Raw genomic sequence first — 19666 nt, 5'->3', positions numbered from 1 at the left:
GCTGGGCGAGGAGGCTCCGGTGCGGGGTGAGCTGACCGTGGACCCGCAGTCGCCGCTGCCCGACCTGCTGCACCGGCTCGACGCGAGCGAACACGGGCTGACCACCGACCAGGCCCGCCAACGGCTCGCCGAGTACGGCCGCAACGAGCTGCGCCGAACCCACAGACGAAGTTGGTGGCGGGAGCTCGGGCGGCAGCTGATCCATCCCCTCGCCCTGCTGTTGTGGGTGGCCGCGATCCTCGCCTGGGTGGCCGGTACCGCCGTGCTGGGCGCGGCGATCCTGGCGGTCATCGCGGTCAATGCGGTGTTCGCCTCGGTGCAGGAGCGGCAGGCCGAGCGGGCGGTCGAGGCACTGACCCGGTACCTCCCTCAGCAGGCACGGGCCTTGCGAGACGGCAACTGGCAGGAGGTTGCGGCCGGGGAACTGGTTCCGGGTGACGTGATCGCCATCGGCGAGGGTGATCGGATCAGCGCCGACGCCCGGCTGCTCGACGGCGGTGTCGAGGTCGACCTGTCCGCCCTGACCGGTGAGTCGCAGCCCGCCTACCGCAGCGCCGACGCGACCGGTCCCGCCGAGAGCCTCACCGAGGCCGGCAACCTGGTGTTCAGCGGTACGTCCTGCCTGTCGGACGAGGCCCGCGGGATGATCTACGCGACCGGGATGCGAACCGAGCTGGGCCGGATCGCCGCCCTGTCCCAGCGGGTCGGTCGGGAGGAGAGCCCGCTCGAACGGCAGGTACGTCGGGTGGCCTGGCTGATCGCGGCGGTGGCGATCGGTGCCGGTGTGGTCTTCTTCCCGATCGGGGTGTTCGCCGCCGGTATGCCGATCTCCGACGCGTTCACCTTCGCGATCGGGTTGCTGGTCGCGAACGTGCCCGAGGGACTGCTGCCCACCATCACGTTGGCGTTGGCCGTCGGCGTACGCGGACTCGCCCGGCTGGGTGCGGTGGTCAAGCGGCTCAGCGCCGTGGAGACCCTCGGCTCCACCACCGTCATCTGCACCGACAAGACCGGCACCATCACCGAGAACCGGATGCGGGTGACCGCTGTACGCGCCGCCGACGAGTTGCTGGATCCGCTGCCCGACCCGGTGCCGTCGCCCGGTCCCGCGCTGTCCGCCCTGGCCGCCACGGCGGCCGCCTGCAACAACGCCGAACTGCGCCCGGACGCCGACGTGGGCGACCCGACCGAGACCGCGCTGCTGCACTTCGCCGCGATGATCCGGCAGCCCGCCGGCAGCCGGCGGCAGAGCCAGTTCCACTTCGATCCGAGACTGCGGCTGATGTCCACCGTCGATGCCGTCGGGTCGGATCTGTGGCTGCACACCAAGGGTGCGCCGGAGGAGGTGCTGCGCCGCTGCACCCGGATCATCGGTGCCGACGGCGACGACCGGCCACTGACCGAGCAGGCGCGGGCCGAGCTGACCGAAGCGGTGACCGGGCAGGCTCGGCAGGGCCGCCGTGTCCTCGCCCTGGCACGACGCCGGTTGACCGGGCCGCCCGAGGACCGGGAGACGACCGAGCGGGAGCTGACCTTCCTCGGCTTCGTCGCCATGGTGGATCCACCCCGGGCGGCGGTGCCGGACGCGGTGGCCAAGTGCCACACCGCGGGTATCCGGATCATCATGGTCACCGGCGACCACGGGTTGACCGCAACCGCCGTGGCCCGGCAGGTCGGGATCACCCGGGGCGATCCGACCGTGCTGACCGGCGCGGATCTCGACCGGATGACTCCCCAGGCGCTGCGGGACCTGCTCGCCGAGCAACGCGAAGTGATCTTCGCCCGGGTGTCGCCCGAGGCCAAGCTGCACATCGCCGAGGCACTGCGCGCCGACGGCCAGATCGTGGCGATGACCGGCGACGGGGTCAACGACGCGCCGGCCCTGCGCCGGGCCGACATCGGTGTGGCGATGGGGCGTTCCGGAACGGACGTGACCCGGGAGGCCGCGACGATGGTGCTCACCGACGACAACTTCGCCACCATCGTGGCCGCCGTCGGTGCCGGTCGCCGGGTCTACGCCAACGTCCGCAAGTTCATCCTCTACATCCTCGCCCACACCACGCCCGAGGTCGTTCCGTTCCTGATCTTCGCGCTCTCCGCCGGGGCGGTGCCGCTGCCGTTGACCGTGCTCCAGATCCTCGCCATCGACCTGGGCACGGAGACGCTGCCCGCCCTGGCGCTGGGTCGGGAGCCGGCCGAACCGGGATTGATGGACCGCCCGCCCCGACGGCGTACCGAACGGGTCATCGACCGGCGGATGCTGCTGCGGGCCTGGGCGTTCCTCGGGCTCGTCTCCGCCGTACTGGTGATGGTGGGCTTCTTCGCCGTCCTGCTCGCTGGCGGCTGGACCCCGGGCACGCCGACCGGGCCGGGCACCGCGCTGCACGAGACCTATCTCCAGGCCACCACGATGACCTTCCTCGGCATCGTGGCCTGCCAGATCGGCACCGCGTTCGCGGCCCGTACCGAACGCGCTCCGTTGCGGGCCGTCGGGGTGTTCTCCAACCGCCTGCTGCTGTGGGGCATCGCCTTCGAACTCGCCGTCGCCGCCGCCATCGTGGCCCTGCCGCCGTTGCCGGAGGTCTTCGGTACGCGGCCACCACCGGCACCGGCCCTGGCGCTGCTACTGGTCTTCCCCGTCGTCGTGTGGGGGGCCGACGAACTGCGGCGCAGGTTGATCCGGGGGCGCACGCACCCGGCGGTGGGCTAGTCGACGGGGTAGGCCATCGTGGTGGCGAGTGCCACCGCCCCGGACCGGCGGGTGTCCTGCCGCAGGAACTGCGCCACCACCGGCACCGGGGAGCGGAGCACGCAGCCGTACGGGCGGTCGAGGCGGACGGCCTCCGGGTCGATCAGGTCGTTGACCCGTACGTGCCGGATCCGCCGGGCGCCGACGACCAGCCGGTACGGCCCGACCGGCTCGGTGTCCTCGTAGTAGAAGTCCAGCCGCAGGTCCGCCTCGGCGTCGCCGGTGTTCAGCACACACAACTGGTCGAAGCTGGTGTATTCGGGCTCCGGGCCGGTGCCGCCGAACGGGATGCGCCCGCCCGGCACCACCCACACCCGCGCCCCGAGCTGCGTCATCAGGTCTCCTCCAGCAGCCGGGCCAGATCGGGGGTGAGGAACACCCCGTCCGGGTCGAGGCGACGACGTGCCGCCTGGAAGTCGTCCCACCGGGGCAGCAGCGGGCGCAGTTCCCGCGCGGTCAACCAGTGCTTCTTGCCCCAGTGTGGTCGGCCACCGTAATGCAGGAAGACCGATTCCATGTCCCGGAAGTAGTCCTCGTACGGCAGGGTGGTGTTCTGCAGGCAGGCGATGGTGGTGGTGGGACGGCCGTACGCGTTGCTCAACCAGATGTCGTCGGCGGCGATCGTACGGACCAGCACCCGCCAACCCACGTAGCGGCGGTGCCGGGTCAGAATGCGCCGCCGCACCTCGGCGAAGCAGGCCGGGAACGCCTCCGAGGGCAGCATGTACTCGATCTCCTCGAAGCGCAGTTCCCGGTTCTGCGGGATGGTCTGGTGGGTCGGCCCCACGTCGACCTCCCGAAGCTGACCCTCCGGGCCGGCCTCCAACATCTGCCGCGTCGCCCACCGCTGATCGTCCGGCGCCTCGTCGGCCCGGTTCATGGTCCGGACCTGGGTCAGGTCGCTGCGCGGATACCAGTAGAAATCCATGTTGCGGTTGGTGTGCTGCAACTCGGCCAGGTGGTCCAGGGTCCAGTCGACCGGCGCACACCAGGCCCGCCGGTGCAGCTCGTAGCGGGACTGCACGTCGAGCGTCAACTGGGTGACCACACCCAGCGCGCCAAGCGACAGCCGGGCGGCGGGCAGCAGGTCGGCGTGGGACTTCGCCGAGATGTCGAGCGTCTCGCCGGTGCCGGTGACCAGCCGCACCTCGGTCACCTGGGTGGACAGGTTGCCGAAGCCGAGACCGGTGCCGTGGGTGCCGGTCGCGGTGGCACCGGCGATCGACTGGTAGTCGACGTCGCCGAGGTTGTCCATCGCCAGACCGGCCTCGTAGAGACCCTCGCCGAGCGCCTTGAGCCGGGTGCCGCCCCGGACGGTGGCCCGCTCGTCGGCCTGGTCGACCACCCCCACCAACCGGTCCAGGCTGAGCAGGATGCCGTCGGTACGCACCAGTGGGCTCGACGAGTGTCCGGAACCCACCGGCCGCACGGTGCGGCCCGACTCCCGGGCGCGCAGGATCACCTCCCGCACCTCGTCCTCGTCGGCCGCTTCGACGCGCTCGGCCGGGGTGAAGGACAGGCTGCCGGACCAGTTCACGAACGGACGGGACACCCACCTTCTCCTCTACTGACGGGCGCAGGCGCTTACCCCGCACGTCACGGGGTAGTCCTGGAGGCACCGACGTCCCCTACTGGAGCCGCGATGACCTGTCCCCCCATCGACTCGTACGCCTTCCTCTCCGACACCCACACCGCCGCGCTGGTCGCCGCCGACGGCGCGGTCGAATGGTTCTGCGTGCCGCATTTCGCCGGTGACGCGGTCTTCGCCCGCCTGCTGGACCGCAACCGCGGCGGTGTCCTCGAACTGACCGTGGCCGGCTGCGCCGAGCCGACCCGGCGGTATCTGCCGGACACCCTCGTGCTGGAGAGTCGCTTGTCGACTCCGCAGGGGTCGGCGGTGGTGCAGGACTTCCTGGCGGTGGCGCCCGGCGAGGGTGCCCAGCCGCTGCGCGCCGACAAGATGCTGGTACGCCGGGTGACCGTCGAGCACGGCACGATCCAGCTGACCATGCGGGTGGCGCCCCGAGTCGGGTACGGCGCCCGCGACGTCGCCTGGGAGCGGGTGGGCCGCCGCTGGCGGGCCGTCGGCACCGATCTGTGGGTCGGCGGTGACCTGCCCGCCGAGGCGTCCGGCGGGGCACTGCGGATCGAGGCGGAGCTGTCCGCCGGTACGACTGTGGCGTTGCTGGTCGGCTACGACGACGACGCCACCGACGTCGTCGACCCGGACGAGTTGCTGGCGCGTACCTGCCGGACCTGGCAGGCGTGGTCGGCGCGCAGCGACTACACCGGCTTCGGTTCCGACGCCGTCCGGCACAGCGCGCTGGTGTTGCGGGGGCTCTCCTTCGACGAGACCGGGGCACTGATCGCCGCGCCCACCACCAGCCTGCCGGAGGAGATCGGCGGGGTCCGCAACTGGGACTACCGGTACGCCTGGCACCGGGACGCCGCGCTGCTGCTGCTCGCCCTGTTCCGGCTCGGGCACGCCGAGGAGGGCCGGCGGTACCTGCACTTCCTGATCTCCGTCTGCAACGGTGACCTGCTCACCCCGCTCGTCGACATCCTCGGCAGCACTGCGGAGGAGCAGGAGCTGCCCCACCTGGAGGGGTACGCCGGCTCCCGGCCGGTACGGATCGGCAACGAGGCCGCCGAACAGGTGCAGTTCGACACGTACGGCCACATTCTGGACGCCGCGCTGGTGTACCAGCAGCTCACCGGCGACCTGACCGGCGAGCAGTGGGCGTTGCTGCGCAAGCACGTCGACGTGATGTCCGACCGCTGGCACGAGCCGGATCACGGTCTCTGGGAGGTGCGGGGTCCGCGCCGGCACTACGTCAACGCGAAGGTGATGACCTGGGTCTGCCTGGACCGGGGCATCCGCGTGGCCGAGTTGCTCGACGACCGGACCGCCGACGTGCCGCGGTGGCGCACGGCCCGCGACGCGGTGCACGCCGAGGTCCTGGACCGCGGCTTCGACCCGCAGGTCGGCAGCTTCGTGATGGCGTACGGGTCGACCGAGCTGGACGCCTCGTTGCTGCGGATTCCGCTTGTCGGTTTCCTGCCCGGCGACGACCCTCGGATGCTCTCCACCATCGACCGGGTGCGGCAGGAGTTGGAGATCGGCCCTGCGCTGCTGCGGCGTTACCGGGCCGACGACGGGCTGCCCGGGGAGGAGGGCGCCTTCCTGCTCTGCTCGTTCGAGCTGGTCTCGGCGCTGGTCCTGGCCGGTCAGCGGGACGAGGCTCGCAAACTCTTCGACCAGCTCAGCGCGTACGCCGGTCCGCTGGGTCTGTACGCCGAGCAACTCGCCGCGGACGGCACCGCCCTGGGCAACTACCCGCAGGCGTTCACGCATCTCGCCCTGATCGAGGCGGCGCTCAACCTCGACGCGGCGGGTGACCGGGACGCGCTGCACGAGTGGGCCGACCGGGGTGGCCGCTGACCAGGCACCGGGCCGCCCCGCCGGGAACCACGTCGACCTGACGAGCGACTATCGGTACATGGGGTGCGAGCAGTGGCGGGAGATTCTGTCAGCACAGTTGGACGGTGAGGCGACGCCGGACGAGGAACGTGCGGCCGACGGGCACCTGGAGACCTGCACGGCCTGCCAGGGCTGGTACAGCCGGGCCGCCACCGTGACCCGGCGGGCGCGTACCCAGGTGGTGTCCGCGCTACCGGATCTGACCGAGGCCATTCTCAGCGCCGCGCCGCCGCCTCGCCGCCGCGCCCGTACGCCGATCGCCGCCCTGCGGCGTCAGCGCTGGTTCGCCGCGTTCGCCGGACGGATCACCGCGGTCACCGCGTTGCGGGCCGCGCTCGGACTGCTCGGCGCGGTGCAGCTGGTCCTCGGGCTGGCCCAGGTCGGCCGGGCCGAGGTGGCCCAGCACGTGCACGCCAACGGGCAGCACCTGTGGCACGAGTCGGCCGCCTGGAACGTGGCCGTCGGGGCGGGCTTCCTCTTCGTCGCGCTGCGCCGGACCCGCCCCTCCGGGATGCTGCCGATGCTCAGCGCCTTCGTGGCGACGCTCGTCCTGTTGTCGATCAACGACCTCGTCGCCTCCCAGGTCGCCGTGGAACGCCTGGTCAGTCACGGCTTCCTGGTGGTCGGCTATCTGATCACCGTGCTGTTGGCGCGCAGCATGCGGCAACCAGGTGACCCGAACGACCGGCAGCGCCCGGAGCGATCCCGCTGGCGACTCCGCCTCGACGAGACCGACGAGCCGGCCACCCTCCGCCTCCTGCCGCCCTACTCAGCCCAGGCCCACTACCCGGCCCAGGCCCACCACCCGGTCAAGGCCCACCAGGGCCGCCAGCACGCCTCCCGCCACGCCGCCTGACCAGCCCACCCTGCTTCCCGGCTGAGGACGGCGGAGACGGGTCAGCCGACGGCGTCGGGGCGGGCGCCGCGTCGGCGGGTGGCCGGGCGCATGGCCGCGACCAGGTCTTCCCGGGCCCGCGCCACCCGGGACCGGATGGTGCCCACCGGCACGTCGCACACCTGCGCGGCTTCGGCATACGACAGTCCGAGCAGTTGGGTGGCGACGAACGCCTCCCGGCGGTCGGACGTGAGGCCGTCGAGCATCCGGTAGAGCACCACCTCGTCGTCCACTCCGGCCCGTACCCCGGCCGAGGTCGCCTCGGCGGCGGCCTGCCAGTCGGCGAGGTTTGCGGTGCGGGGGCGGGCGGCGGCGGCCCGCACCTGGTCGACAGCGACCCGGCGGGCGATGGCGAGCAGCCAGGTCCGTGCCGTGGACCGGCCGGCGAACGACGGCAGGGCGCGCCAGGCCCGCAGGTACGTCTCCTGGACCAGGTCGTCGACGTCGCGAGTGCCGGGCAGGTGCGCCAGGAACCGGTGTACGTCGTGTTGCGTGGCACGGACGAACGCCGCGGCGGCGGCTTGGTCGCCCCGGCCCGCGGCGAACGCGTACCCGGTGATCTCGTCGGTCGCGGCTGTCATCGCCGTATTGGTCGCTCGACGCGGCGGGTTGGTTCCCGGCAGTTCGACATTGACGAAGTCGATTGGCCGGGGGCAGTCGTACACTGCGACGATGAGGCGCGTGACGTGAGTGGGCAGGCCCTACCGTACGGACACCAGTGCTGGGCCTACGACGATCCCGCCGGCTTCACCCCCCGGGCAGAGGACTTCCTACGCTCCGGCCTCGCTGCCGGCGAGCAGGTCTGGTACGTCGTCGCCGGCAGCGAGGCCGGAGCGGTCCGGGACCGGTGGCGCGATCTGGATCTGTTCGCCGAGGCGCTGTCCTCCGGTGCCGCCGAGGTACTCACCCTCGACGCGGCCTACTCCGGCGTCGAGGTGATCGACCCGGCCGGCCAGGTGTCGGCGTACCAGATGGCCACCCGGATGGCGCTCGCCGCCGGCTACAGCGGCCTGCGGGTGGCCGCGGCCTGCACGGATCTGGTCCGTACGCCGACTCAGCGGGCGGTGTTCGCCAGCTACGAGCAGCAGATCAACCGGATGATGCGGGGCGAGGCGTTCCAGGGCATGTGCGGGTACCACCGGCCGACGTTGGGTGATCGGGCGGTCGCCGAGCTGGCCTGTCTGCACCCGGAGCACAACGTCACCGACCTGCTGTTCCGGCTGTACGCGCCGACGGCCCACCCGGGTCACGCCGTGCTGGTCGGGGAACTCGACCCGGCCAACCACGATCTGTTCCGCGCCGCGCTGGAACACACCGACCTGCGGCCGGTCGACGATGAGTTGATACTGGATGCAAGTGGGCTTCGCTTTCTCGATCACCGTACGCTGGTCCACCTGAGTGAGTACGCCCAGCAACGGGAGGCGAGACTGGTGCTGCGCGGCTGCTCCGCCGGCACCGTACGGCTCGCCGCCCTGCTGGATCTGCCTGGCCTGAGTATGGAGGTGACCCGGTGAGGACGGGTCCCGCCGCCACCGAAAACGGATACTTGCACGAGGCCCTGTGCTACGCCTCGGACGACGAGCTGCTCGCGGTCGCGGTGCCGTTCCTGCTCGACGGGGTCACGGCCGGCGAGCCGACCTTCGTGGCGCTCGGCGAGCGCACCGGCGGCCTGGTCCGCTCGGCGTTGCCGGCCGACAGCGGGGTGGAGTTCCTCAACGGTGCCGGGGTGTACGCCCGACCGACCGCCGCCATCCGGATGTACCGCAAACTCCTCGCCGACCTGACGGCCGGCGGCGCGGATCAGATCCGGATCATCGGCGAGGTGCCGCCGCCCTCTCTCGGGTCGACCTGGGACTGGTGGGCCCGGTACGAGGCGGCGATCAACCGCGCGTACGACGACTGGCCGCTGTGGAGCATGTGTGCGTACGACACCCGGATCACGCCCCCCGACGTGCTGGCCGATGTCGCCGCCACCCACCCGCACATCGCCACCGCCGGGCAGCGGCATCTGCCCAGCCCGGACTATCTCGCCCCGGAGTCCTTCCTGCGGCAGAACCGGCCTGCGCCACCCGACCCGATCCAGGCGTACCCACCGTTGCTCGACCTGACCGATCCGACCGCCGCGCAGGCCCGCTCGGCAGTGCACCAGGTCGGTCCGGGGCACCTGTCGACGGAGGACTTCGACGACTTCGTCATCGCGGTCAGCGAAACCGTGACCAACGGGCTGCGGCACGGCTCTCCGCCCGTGCGGCTGCGCCTGTGGACGGCACCGGACCGCATCGTGGCCACCGTCAGCGACACCGGCAAGGGGCCGGACGATCCGTACGCAGGTCTGCTGCCACCCGCCGACAGCACGCCCGGTGGGCTGGGCCTGTGGATCACGTACCAGTCGTGCAACCACGTCACCCAGCACCGTGACGCCAACGGCTTCACCCTCCGGCTCACCGCTGGTCAGCCACCTGGCCTGACCGCCGTTACGCTGAGCGAACCGCCGGGCGGCGAGCGCCGGCCCGGCGGTTCGGGGGATCCGCAGCTCAGCTCCGGAACGCGTCCTTGATCTTCTCGCCAGCCTGCTTGATGCTGGCGCGGCTCTGATCGGCGCGGCCCTCGGCCTCCAACTGCTCGTTGTCGGTGACCCGGCCGACACCCTCCTTGACCTTGCCGGTGGTGTTCTCGGCGCTGTTGTTGAACTTGTCCTCGACACCCATGTCAGCCTCCGTGGCTCGTTCGGTTGCTACGTCCATCAAGTACCCAGCCGAGCCCCGGCGAACCACCGAGTCAGGTAACGGGACGAAACCGTCGCAGCCGCAGGCTGTTGGCCACCACGAAAACCGACGAGAAGGCCATCGCCGCCCCGGCGATCATCGGGTTGAGCAGGCCGGCGGCGGCCAGCGGAAGCGCCGCCACGTTGTACGCGAAGGCCCAGAACAGGTTGCCCTTGATGGTGCCCAGCGTGCGACGGGCGAGCCGGATGGCGTCCACGGCGGCCAGCAGGTCGTCCCGGACCAGGGTCAGGTCGGACGCCTCGATCGCCGCGTCCGTGCCGGTGCCCATGGCCAGTCCGAGGTCGGCCTGGGCGAGCGCCGCCGCGTCGTTGACGCCGTCACCGACCATCGCCACCACCCGGCCCTCGGCCTGGAGCCGGGAGACCACGTCGACCTTCTCCGCCGGCAGCACCTCCGCGATCACCTCGTCGATGCCCACCTCGGCGGCCACCGCACTGGCGACTGTGGCGTTGTCGCCGGTGAGCAGCACCGGGGTCAGGCCGAGAGCCCGCAGTCGACGTACCGCCTCCCGGCTTGTCGGTTTGACCTGGTCGGCCACCGCGAGCACGGCACGGGCCCGGCCTTCCCAACCGACAAGCACCGCCGTACGCCCCGCCGCCTGCGCGTCGGTCGCCGACCGCGCCAGATCGTCCGGTACGACCAGACCGCGCTCGCGCAACAGCCGGGGCCGGCCGAGCAGCACCTCGCGGCCGTCCACGCTGCCGCTGACGCCCAACCCGGCGACGTTCGCGAAGCCGATGACGGGCGGCAACTCGCCGACCTCGGCGGCACCGGCCACCACCGCCCGAGCCACCGGGTGCTCCGAGCCGGCCTCCAGCGCGGCGGCCATCCGGAGGGTCTCGTCGCGCTGCTCACCCGTGCCCGGGATCACCTCCAGCAGGGTCATCCGGCCGGTGGTGACGGTGCCGGTCTTGTCCAGCACCACGGTGTCCACCCGCCTGGTGGACTCCAGCATCTCCGGTCCCTTGATCAGGACGCCGAGTTGCGCGCCGCGCCCCGTACCGACAAGCAGCGCGGTCGGGGTGGCCAGGCCGAGGGCGCACGGGCAGGCGATGATCAGCACCGCCACCGCGGCGGTGAACGCGGCGGTCGGTCCGGCGCCGGAGCCCAGCCACCAGCCCAGCGTGCCGGCCGCCAGCAGCAGCACGATCGGTACGAAGATCCCGGAGATGCGGTCGGCGAGCCGCTGGGCGGCGGCCTTACCGGACTGCGCCTGCTCGACCAACCGGGCCATCTGGGCCAGTTGGGTGTCGGCACCGACCCGGGTGGCGGTGATCACCAGTCGTCCGCCGGCGTTTACGCAACCGCCGACCACAGCGTCGCCCACCCCGACCTCGACCGGTACCGATTCGCCGGTGACCAGGCTGGCGTCGACCGCGGAGGAACCCTCGTCCACCGTCCCGTCGGTGGCGATCTTCTCGCCGGGCCGCACCACGAACCGGTCCCCCACCGCGAGTTGCTCGACCGGGATGCGGGTCTCCACCCCGTGGCGGAGCACGGAGACGTCCTTGGCACCGAGTTCGAGCAGGGCGCGCAGGGCCGCCCCGGCGGTGCGCTTGGAGCGTGCCTCGAAGTACCGGCCGGCGAGGATGAACGCGGTCACCCCGGCCGCCGCCTCCAGGTAGATGTTGCCGGCACCGTCGGTGCGGCCGATGTCGAAGCTGAACGGGTGCGTCATGCCCGGCGTGCCGGCGGTGCCGAGGAACAGCGCCCACACCGACCAGCCGAAGGCGGCAAGGGTGCCCACCGAGACCAGAGTGTCCATGGTCGCGGCACCGTGCCGCAGGTTCACCAGGGCGGCCCGGTGGAACGGCAGCCCGCCGTAGACCACGACCGGGGCGGCCAGCACCAGCGACAGCCACTGCCAGTAGGTGAACTGCCAGGCCGGCACCATGGCCAACGCGATCACCGGCACGGTCAGCGCCACGGAGACCCACAGTCGGGTACGCAGGCTGCGCAACTCGTCGACCGGCTCGTCGGTGCCTGCCGCCGGGGTGGCCGGCGCGGGCAGGCTGGCCCGGTAGCCGGTCTGCTCCACCGTGGCGATCAGGTCGTCCGGGGTGACCGGCGCGTCGTAGGAGATGGTCGCCTTCTCGGTGGCGTAGTTGACGCTGGCCTGCACGCCGTCCAGCCGGTTCAACTTCTTCTCGATGCGAGCGGCGCAGGAGGCGCAGGTCATCCCGCCGATCGACAGCTCGATCCGGCCGGTCGCGGTGCGCAGCGGTCTGTTGGTGGTCATCGCTGGTCCCGTCAGTTGTGCTCGTGTCCGGGGGTGCCGTGCTCGTCGGCGATGACGCCGTTCGGGCTGGGGATGGCGCCCGGGGCACCGACGTGCACGGTGAATTCGGCGGTGCGTACCACCCCGTCGTGGCGGAAGTCGAGATAGAGCCGGTACGCCCCGGCCGAGGGGAACTCGGCGCCGAAGCGCACCTGTGGCCCGGGTGCCGTCAGCCCGTCGCCCGGCCCGCCCTCGGGGTGCACGTGCAGGTAGGCCAGGTCCCCCTGGCGTAGTGCGACCAGGTGGCCGTACGCCCCCAGGTACGGTTCGAGATCGCGGACCGGCACCCCGTCGCGGCTGACGCTGAAGGTCAGGGTGGTGCTCTGGCCGGGCTGGGGTGTGCCGTGGAAGTCGACGGTGTAGCCGTGGACCGTGGTGCTGCTGGCCGGGGCGGGTAGGGCCTGCTCGGTCAACTCGCCGGGCACGGTCACGTCGACGCCGAGGGTCAGCGGCTCGCCGCCGGTCGGGGTGAAGTCGGCGAAGGCCCGCCACACACCGGGCGAGTTCAACGGTGAGGCGACCCGCCAGGTGCCGTCGGCGGCCAACTCCGGGTGCACGTGCTGGAAGCCGGAGAGGTCACGCCGGGCGACGATCAGGTGCATCGGCTTGTCGTGCGTCACCTCGTACCGGGTCACCGGCTTGCCCTCGGGGCCGGTGACCCGGAAGGCGAACTCACCCTCGGTGGCGGCGACCGGGACCAGGGTGTAGCCCCGGTCGGAGACGAGCAGCCCGCCGGGCAGGTGCCCGGCGGCTCCCGACGCGTCGTGCCCGCCCGTCTCCTGCCCGGGTGCGGCGGTTCCGTGCGGGCCTGTGTCATGGCCGTCGGCGACGACCGGGGCGGCGGGACCGGTCACCTGGCCGACGCCGTACGCGGCACCGAACACCGCCGCGAGGCCGAGCGCGAAGCCGGTGAGCTTCGTCGCTGTGTTCATCGTTGCACCTCGGTTTTCCGCCGCCGGTCGCCTCAGGCGCCGAGCAGTTCGTATCCGGCCTCGTCGACGGCCGCGCGTACCGCGTTCTCGTCGAGCGGCTGCTCGCTGGTGACGGTGACCCGGCCGGCGGGCAGGTCGACCGTCACGTCGGTGACGCCGGACAGCGCGCCGACCTGGCCGCTGACCGCGCTGACGCAGTGTCCGCAGGTCATGCCCTGCACCTGGTAGGTCGTGGTGACCATGGGGCTTCTCCTTTTCCGCCTGGCCCGGCCGAGGGGCGGCCGGTGCCACGAACATACCCGAGGGGGGTATCTCCAACGCGACCGTAGCATACCCCCAGGGGGTAGGTTATCCTCGTGCTCATGACCACACCGACGCCGATCCGCGGCTACACCGCCAGCAAGGACCAACTGCTCGCCCGGCTGCGCCGCGTCGAGGGCCAGGTGCGCGGCGTCGAGAAGATGGTCGACGAGGATCGCTACTGCATCGACGTGCTCACCCAGATCTCCGCCATCCAGGCCGCACTCGACAAGGTCGCCCTCGGCCTGCTCGACGGGCACGCCCGGCACTGCATGCACGAGGGAGCTGCCGAGGGCCGCGCCGACGAGATGGCCACCGAGATGATGGCCGCCGTCGGCCGCCTGATGAAGCGCGGCTGACCCGCTCTCCGGGCCACCCGTCGACCACCGCCCGCGCTCACGAACCGCCGACGGACCCCACGCACCCTGCGATCCGTTCCGGGGCTGGCTACCATTCGCACACGATGGCCTGCCGACATCCGCGCCTTCCGGCCCACCGCGCTGCCGGACGCGCACCCGCACCGCCGCCGCTGCCCGGCGACGACGACGGCCGCCCCGACACTCACCGTACGCAGCGATTCCGCCACGTTCCGGCCGCCTCGGCCGTCCACCGCGAGAGTCGTACGGCCGGACTGAACCGACTCGCCCGCCGACACGTACTCCGCTGAAGAAATCGTTGGGAGACTATCGAATGGGCGCCGATCACAGCCGTGCCGCTCCGCCCACCCCACCCGGGGTGCGGCGGATCCTCATCGTGACGGTGGTCCCCCTCTTCCTCGCCACGCTTGTCGCCGCGCTGGTGCTCTGGCCCCGCGACGCCCCCCGCCCGGAGGCCGGCGACGACCTGCCCCGGTACCACGGCACGGTCACCCGGGTGGTGACCGAACCCTGCCCGCCCAACCCCGCGGTGCCGGAGGGCACCCCGACGACGGCCGGTGGCCCGTGCGGCACAGTCACGGTACGGGTGCAGGACGGCCCGGACGCCGGCCAGCACGTCGACACCCCCATCCCGGCCGGGCCGGGCGCACCCTCGGTAAGCGTCGACGACGACGTCATCCTGGTCTCGTTGATCGACCCGGAGGACCCGGCGATCAGCACCTACAACATCGCCGAGCACCAGCGCGGTACGCCACTGATCTGGCTGGGAGTGCTCTTCGCCGCCGCCATCGTCGCCTTCGGACGACTGCGTGGGCTGGCCGCCCTGGCCGGCCTGGCGGCCAGCTTCGCCATCCTGCTCACCTTCGTGCTGCCCGGCATCAGCGCCGGCCAGCCGCCGCTGGTGGTCGCCATCGTCGGCGCCGCGTTGATCATGTTCGTGGTGCTGTACCTGACGCACGGGGTGTCGGCGCAGACCTCGGTGGCCGTACTCGGCACCCTCGGCGCGCTCGTGCTCACCGGGTTGCTCGGCCTGGCCGCCACCAACGCGACCCACCTGACCGGCTTCGGCAGCGAGGACGCCACCACCCTGTCGATGTTCCGGGGCGACGTCGACCTGCACGGCCTGTTGCTGGCCGGCATCATCATCGGGTCACTGGGCGTCCTGGACGACGTCACGGTCACCCAGGCCGCGGCGGTCACCGAGTTGGCCCACGCCAACCCGAACATGTCCCGCCGCGAGTTGTACCGCTCGGCGACCCGGGTGGGCCGGGCGCACATCGCCTCGGTGGTGAACACCATCGTGCTGGCGTACGCCGGCGCGTCGCTGCCGCTGCTGCTCCTGCTCACCGCCGACTCCCGCGCGCTGGGTCAGATCGTGACAAGCGAGTTCCTCGCTCAGGAGATCGTCCGCAGCGTGGTGGCCACGCTCGGGCTGATCGCCGCCGTACCGCTGACCACCGCCCTGGCCACGGTGGTGACCACCGCCGGACGACGCCGTGCCGGGGCGAACGCCGCGCCCGGAGCACCCGACGACGTGGCCGTCGCCCTGCCGCGACCGGCGACGGACCGGGCCGAGACACTCCAGGCCCTCAGCACACCGCGTACCCGTCACACGCCCCCCGCCACCCGTTCGGAGTGGCCCGAACCGGACAGGAGCACCGACACCCCATGGTGACACTCCTCAACGTGAGCACGCCGACCGAAAGGATCGACAAGCGTGTCACTCGTCACCCAGTGCGATTACGAAATGACACATCTTGCCGGGTTCGGCACGTAGAGGACCAGACCGACCGTCGGGTAACCTCACTGCCGGTCACCGCCGAAGGCGCGCACCGGCGCCTGCGGTGCCACCGCCCAATCGCCACCAGGCGAGCCGGGAACCCAGGTACGTGGGGTGAATCCGCACCAGCGGTAGGGGCCACTTCCGTCCCGAACCCGTCAGCTAACCCGGTCGGCGGTCGATGGAAGGGAAGACAGTGACGGCACCCCTACGCCGCTGGTTGACGCCCGTGGTGGCCGTGTTCGCCGCGTTCGCCGTCTTCGCCGGCCCGCTGCCGGCGACGGCTGCGCCGAAGCCCCCCAAACCAGCCGGTCATGACGACGACCCGCCGATGCTCAACGAGCTGATCGAGGCGACGAACCGGGACTACACCAAGGCCAAGTCGAAGCTGGAAAAGTCCAAGAAGAAGCAGCTCAAGCTCGCTGTCGAGGTCCGCCGCGCCGAGGCTGACCTGGACGCCCTCGCCCCACAGGTCGCCGAGATCGCCACCCAGTCGTACCGGACCGGTCGGGTGGGCGCGATCGCCATGCTGCTGCAGAGCAACGCCCCCGACTCGTTCATCCACCGCGCCGCCGCGCTCGACGAGTTGAACCTGGTCAACAGCAAGAAGCTGGGTGAGGTCAACGCGGTCAAGCGCCGCGCCGAGACGGCCAAGCTGGCGCTCGACGCCGAGGTACGCGAGCAGCAGAAGCTGACAAACGACATGGCCCGCAAGAAGAGCGACGCGGAGAAGTCACTCCGCCTGGTCGGTGGCGTCGGTCTCACCGGTGGCCTGGTGGCCGCCACCTCTCCGGTCGCCCGGCCCGGCCCGAACCGGTCAGCCGACGGCGGCTGGAAGGCCGAGTCTTGCAACCAGAACGACCCGACCACCTCCGGCTGCATCACGGCGCGCACCCTGCACATGTACAAGGAGGTCAAGCGCGCCGGCTTCAACAGGTTCGTCGGCTGCTACCGGCCGGGTGACAAGTGGGAGCACCCCAAGGGCCGAGCATGTGACTGGTCGTTGCAGAACAGCGGTTTCCGGCCCTGGTACAACGACGACACCCGGATCTACGGCAACAACCTGGCCGCGTTCCTGGTCCGTAACGCCGACCGGTTGGGTGTCTACTACGTGATCTGGAACCGGCAGATCTGGTTCCCGGCGACCGGCTGGAGTTCCTACAGCGGCCCGTCGAACCACACAGACCACGTGCACGTCTCGATGTACTAACGCACATCCGGCAGCACTTCGAGGGCCGTCCCGCCGTCCGGTGGGGCGGCCCTCGGTCCGTCGGCTGATGCCCTCGGCGGCCCGGCGGGTGCCGTCAGGTGCCTCTGTCGGGCCGGCACTCGCCGTCAGGCGGCGGACGCGAGCTCGGCGACCAGCTCCGCCGGTTCCGCAGCCACCGCACGGACCTCGCCGGCGGCCAGCCGGTAGGACATGCCGACCACCGCGCAACGCCCGGCGGAGACCTCGGCGGCAAGCATCGCGGACGAACCCAGCATCGCCGTCACGGTCTGCGCGATGTGAATGTCGACGATCGAGTTCAGGTCGTCCACCCCGGCGGCCTGGGCCTGGCGCAGGCTGGGCACCACGGCGTCCACCACCGCACCCAGGTGACCCGCGGGGGCAGCGCCGGTGGCCAGTGCCGCGCGGGCCGCCTGCACGGCACCGCAGGAGTCGTGCCCGAGCACCACCACCAGCGGCGTACGCAGCACCGACACCGCGTACTCAACGCTGCCCAGCACCTCCGGGCCGACGGTGTGCCCGGCGGTCCGGACCACGAAGAGGTCACCCAGCCCGCGATCAAAGATGATCTCGGCGGCCAGCCGGGAGTCGGAGCAGCCCACGATCACGGCAAACGGATGCTGCTCCCCGGCCACGGCAGCGCGACGTCCGGCGTTCTGATTGGGATGCCACGCCGTGTCGGTGACGAACCGCCGATTACCGGCCATCAGTTCGGCAAGCGCCAGTTGCGGCGCGCCCGGAATATCCGCGGTGAGCAGTTCCCGCTCCGGCCGCAGCTCTGTTCCGATCGGTCCGGGTCGACTCATCCGGCGCCCCCTCGCTACTCATGCGATGCCTGGTCATCCCGGGCCGACGCTGGTCACGGGCTGGTCCAACGGTCACACGCAGCGCAAGCCGCGTCAAGGAATGCGTGATATGGATTTCAGGTATCCCTGGACGCTTGCGCTCCGGGGCCGAGCGGGTGCAGGGCCCGACGGCATAGCCCGAAAAAGCTGAAAGGCCCATACGATGGGCGACATGGCAACGACAGGCGAGCGGGAGAACGCCCGTAACTGGACTTTTCTCACCAACCACGGGCATGTGCTGCTCGCCATCGCACGCAACCCCACCGCCCGGCTCCGCGACGTCGCCGACGAGGTGGGCGTGACCGAGCGGGCCGCCCAGGCCATCGTCGCCGACCTGGAGGCCGAGGGTTACCTCCAGCGCACCCGCGTCGGGCGACGCAACGAGTACACCCTCAACCCGGCCGGTCGCTTCCGGCACCCCGCCGAGGCCGATCGTCAGGTCGGCGACCTGCTGGCGCTGTTCGCCGAGGAGCCAGTGGCCGGCACCACGTCGTAGCCCGCACCCCGCCGCCCATCCGGCCGGAGCGTGGTGGCCTTCACCACCCCTGAACGAACGGGCCGCTGCGGTTGCTGCGCAAGGGCGATAGGTTTGACCGCGTGCCGAGTCTCGCGTTCTCCCGTCCACTGTGGTCGGTGACCCGCTGCCCGCTGGCGGATCTGACCCGCCTGGCGCTGACGGCACTCATCCTGGCCGTCGGCCTCGGCGGCGTCACGGCCGCCGGCCTGCCGGACGGCACAGCAGACCTCCCGGCCGCCCCACCCGCCGCCGCTGTGTCCAGCCGCTCGGGGGACATGACGGCCCCAGCCTTCCGGCCCGGCAACAACGAGTCAGCGCAACGTGTGGAGCCGGCGCGCACCCGGCCCGGGAACGACGAGTCGACGCTCAACTCGTCCCGAAACGAGTCAGCGCTGCCCTCCTCCTGGAACGAGTCGGCGCTCGTCTCGCCCGTGAGCGCTGTGCATGCCGCAGCCGCGGTGCCGCACTCCGAGCGCACCGACGCCGGGGCCGTCGCCCCCGTCAGCACCCGGCCTGCCGCCGTACGCCTCGCCGCCGGTCCCGGTGAACCGACCCGGCGCGGCCCTCCGACCGCCTGACCTGGGCAGGCTCACGACCACTGGCTGGCTTTGCGCCCTCTCCTGGCCGGGCCGGGCTCGCACCACCTGACGGAGTCGGCACCCACACGCCACCCGCCGGTGAGGCCCCCTCCCGACCACGACCAAGGTCACGGTCACGGGTTGCGGCCCTGTTCCTCCGTTTCCCAGCACAGTTCGACGAACCCCATCCGCCACGAGGTGCTGATGATGCAGATCGCTCTCTCCGCCGTCCTGCCCGACGTGTCCCGGGCCGCCGTGATCTGGCTGAGCCTGTTGGGCATCGTCGTACTCGCCGTCTCCGGCCTGCTGCTGCGTCCCCGGCGACTTCGGTTCGACGTGGGTGCCCGGATCCGGGAAGCTGCCCTGCCGACCCCGCCGGAGGAGCGGGACGAGGATCGCTGGGCGGAAGAGGTCATGGTGGCCGCCGACCGCGCGGAGGCGACGGCTCGCCGCCGACGCGACGAATGGCTCGCCGCACAGGACGAGGCCGAGCAGGCGTGGGAGGCGTACCAGGCGGCGGAGGCGGACGTACGCCGGTTGGCCGAAGCCGCGAACATGCCACTGCCGCACACCCCACGCACCCCGGCCGAGTACGCCGACCGGGAGCGCTGGCTGCACCGGGCGGTGCTGGAGGCGTACTGGCGGCGGGAACTGTCGGTGGAGCAGCTCAGCGATGTCTTCGCGCACCGCGGCTGGGACCCCCGCCTGCACCCGGTCCAGCAGGAGTTGGTGCTACGCCGGGCGATACGTGACCACCTGTTCGCCCAACAGCGGGTGGCCCGGGAACGGGAGCAGGAAGCCTGGCACGCCGCCGAGGTCGCCGCCGCAGCCGCCCGCAACCTGCGAGCCGAAACCACCACCGCCCTCCTGACAGCCGAACAACACGGCTCCCTCCTCCCCCTCACCCCCCTCCCCGATCC

General features: G+C 71.7%; 19 protein-coding genes and 1 riboswitch. Of the genes, 11 read left to right on the top strand and 8 right to left on the bottom strand.

Features of this window, described 5'->3' with window-relative positions:
• Positions 1–19: 19 nt before the first annotated feature.
• Entirely contained in the window at positions 20–2710 is a 2691-nt protein-coding gene (locus C1A38_RS05690) for a cation-translocating P-type ATPase (RefSeq protein ID WP_102656776.1), read from the top strand.
• Here C1A38_RS05690 and C1A38_RS05685 read toward each other — a convergent pair.
• Together C1A38_RS05685 and C1A38_RS05680 are read right to left on the bottom strand one after the other, a co-directional pair.
• A complete protein-coding gene (locus tag C1A38_RS05685) occupies positions 2707–3084 on the bottom strand; it encodes a sensory rhodopsin transducer (protein WP_199180092.1) in 378 nt (125 codons plus the stop codon). The genes C1A38_RS05690 and C1A38_RS05685 overlap by 4 nt on opposite strands.
• Positions 3084–4301: a D-arabinono-1,4-lactone oxidase gene (locus C1A38_RS05680; RefSeq protein WP_102656775.1), complete on the bottom strand. Its 1218-nt coding sequence runs from the start codon at positions 4299–4301 to the stop codon at positions 3084–3086. The genes C1A38_RS05685 and C1A38_RS05680 overlap by 1 nt, the downstream gene beginning before the upstream one ends.
• Before the next feature lie 90 nt (positions 4302–4391).
• On the opposite strand from C1A38_RS05680, the gene C1A38_RS05675 reads away from it, so the two are divergent.
• Together C1A38_RS05675 and C1A38_RS05670 are read left to right on the top strand one after the other, a co-directional pair.
• Positions 4392–6191 carry a glycoside hydrolase family 15 protein gene (locus C1A38_RS05675; protein ID WP_102656774.1) on the top strand — a complete coding sequence of 600 codons (1800 nt, stop codon included), beginning with the start codon at positions 4392–4394 and terminating at the stop codon, positions 6189–6191.
• 58 nt (positions 6192–6249) lie between these two features.
• Entirely contained in the window at positions 6250–7086 is an 837-nt protein-coding gene (locus C1A38_RS05670; RefSeq protein WP_199180091.1) for a zf-HC2 domain-containing protein, read from the top strand.
• A gap of 41 nt (positions 7087–7127) precedes the next feature.
• Here the strand turns inward: C1A38_RS05670 and C1A38_RS05665 are convergent, their stop codons facing one another.
• Positions 7128–7706 carry a sigma-70 family RNA polymerase sigma factor gene (locus tag C1A38_RS05665; RefSeq protein ID WP_102656854.1) on the bottom strand — a complete coding sequence of 193 codons (579 nt, stop codon included), beginning with the start codon at positions 7704–7706 and terminating at the stop codon, positions 7128–7130.
• 105 nt (positions 7707–7811) lie between these two features.
• Between C1A38_RS05665 and C1A38_RS05660 the strand changes: the two genes are divergently transcribed.
• Together C1A38_RS05660 and C1A38_RS05655 are read left to right on the top strand one after the other, a co-directional pair.
• On the top strand, positions 7812–8639 hold the full coding sequence (locus C1A38_RS05660; RefSeq protein ID WP_158244853.1) for an MEDS and STAS domain-containing protein: 828 nt from the start codon (positions 7812–7814) through the stop codon (positions 8637–8639).
• Positions 8636–9682 carry an anti-sigma factor RsbA family regulatory protein gene (locus C1A38_RS05655; RefSeq protein ID WP_102656771.1) on the top strand — a complete coding sequence of 349 codons (1047 nt, stop codon included), beginning with the start codon at positions 8636–8638 and terminating at the stop codon, positions 9680–9682. The genes C1A38_RS05660 and C1A38_RS05655 overlap by 4 nt, the downstream gene beginning before the upstream one ends.
• Here the strand turns inward: C1A38_RS05655 and C1A38_RS05650 are convergent.
• The 4 genes from C1A38_RS05650 to C1A38_RS05635 form a co-directional block, all read right to left on the bottom strand.
• Entirely contained in the window at positions 9660–9833 is a 174-nt protein-coding gene (locus C1A38_RS05650; RefSeq protein ID WP_102656770.1) for a CsbD family protein, read from the bottom strand. The genes C1A38_RS05655 and C1A38_RS05650 overlap by 23 nt on opposite strands.
• A 70-nt stretch (positions 9834–9903) precedes the next feature.
• Entirely contained in the window at positions 9904–12150 is a 2247-nt protein-coding gene (locus C1A38_RS05645; protein ID WP_102656769.1) for a heavy metal translocating P-type ATPase, read from the bottom strand.
• An 11-nt stretch (positions 12151–12161) separates the two neighbouring features.
• On the bottom strand, positions 12162–13121 hold the full coding sequence (locus C1A38_RS05640) for a DUF8832 domain-containing protein (protein WP_102656768.1): 960 nt from the start codon (positions 13119–13121) through the stop codon (positions 12162–12164).
• A 32-nt stretch (positions 13122–13153) separates the two neighbouring features.
• Positions 13154–13363 carry a heavy-metal-associated domain-containing protein gene (locus tag C1A38_RS05635; protein WP_102656767.1) on the bottom strand — a complete coding sequence of 70 codons (210 nt, stop codon included), beginning with the start codon at positions 13361–13363 and terminating at the stop codon, positions 13154–13156.
• A gap of 120 nt (positions 13364–13483) precedes the next feature.
• Here C1A38_RS05635 and C1A38_RS05630 point away from each other — a divergent pair, with 120 nt between their 5' ends.
• The 3 genes from C1A38_RS05630 (at position 13484) to C1A38_RS05620 (ending at position 16788) form a co-directional block, all read left to right on the top strand.
• Complete coding sequence (locus C1A38_RS05630) at positions 13484–13780, top strand: metal-sensitive transcriptional regulator (protein WP_043719477.1); 297 nt, start codon at positions 13484–13486, stop codon at positions 13778–13780.
• Positions 13781–14111: 331 nt separating this feature from the next.
• On the top strand, positions 14112–15473 hold the full coding sequence (locus tag C1A38_RS05625; protein ID WP_102656766.1) for a YibE/F family protein: 1362 nt from the start codon (positions 14112–14114) through the stop codon (positions 15471–15473).
• A 166-nt stretch (positions 15474–15639) separates the two neighbouring features.
• A riboswitch (cyclic di-AMP (ydaO/yuaA leader) is annotated at positions 15640–15770 on the top strand.
• A 4-nt stretch (positions 15771–15774) separates the two neighbouring features.
• Complete coding sequence (locus C1A38_RS05620; protein WP_102656765.1) at positions 15775–16788, top strand: coiled-coil domain-containing protein; 1014 nt, start codon at positions 15775–15777, stop codon at positions 16786–16788.
• 125 nt (positions 16789–16913) lie between these two features.
• Here the strand turns inward: C1A38_RS05620 and C1A38_RS05615 are convergent, their stop codons facing one another.
• Positions 16914–17612, bottom strand: a complete 699-nt coding sequence (locus C1A38_RS05615) for a carbonic anhydrase (protein WP_199180090.1) — start codon at positions 17610–17612, stop codon at positions 16914–16916.
• A gap of 202 nt (positions 17613–17814) precedes the next feature.
• Here C1A38_RS05615 and C1A38_RS05610 point away from each other — a divergent pair, with 202 nt between their 5' ends.
• The 3 genes from C1A38_RS05610 to C1A38_RS05600 all read left to right on the top strand — a co-directional run.
• Positions 17815–18147, top strand: coding sequence for a helix-turn-helix transcriptional regulator (locus tag C1A38_RS05610; RefSeq protein ID WP_102656764.1), 333 nt, complete (start codon positions 17815–17817; stop codon positions 18145–18147).
• 101 nt (positions 18148–18248) lie between these two features.
• Positions 18249–18746 carry a hypothetical protein gene (locus C1A38_RS05605; protein ID WP_102656763.1) on the top strand — a complete coding sequence of 166 codons (498 nt, stop codon included), beginning with the start codon at positions 18249–18251 and terminating at the stop codon, positions 18744–18746.
• 204 nt (positions 18747–18950) lie between these two features.
• On the top strand, positions 18951–19666 hold a 716-nt coding region (locus C1A38_RS05600; protein WP_233196649.1), incomplete at its 3' end, for a hypothetical protein.

It is taken from the genome of Verrucosispora sp. ts21 (assembly GCF_002879555.1).
GTDB classification, from domain to species: Bacteria; Actinomycetota; Actinomycetes; order Mycobacteriales; family Micromonosporaceae; genus Micromonospora; species Micromonospora gifhornensis.
Note: the sequence above shows the minus strand (reverse complement) of the source record. Positions and strands in the feature narration are given on the sequence as shown.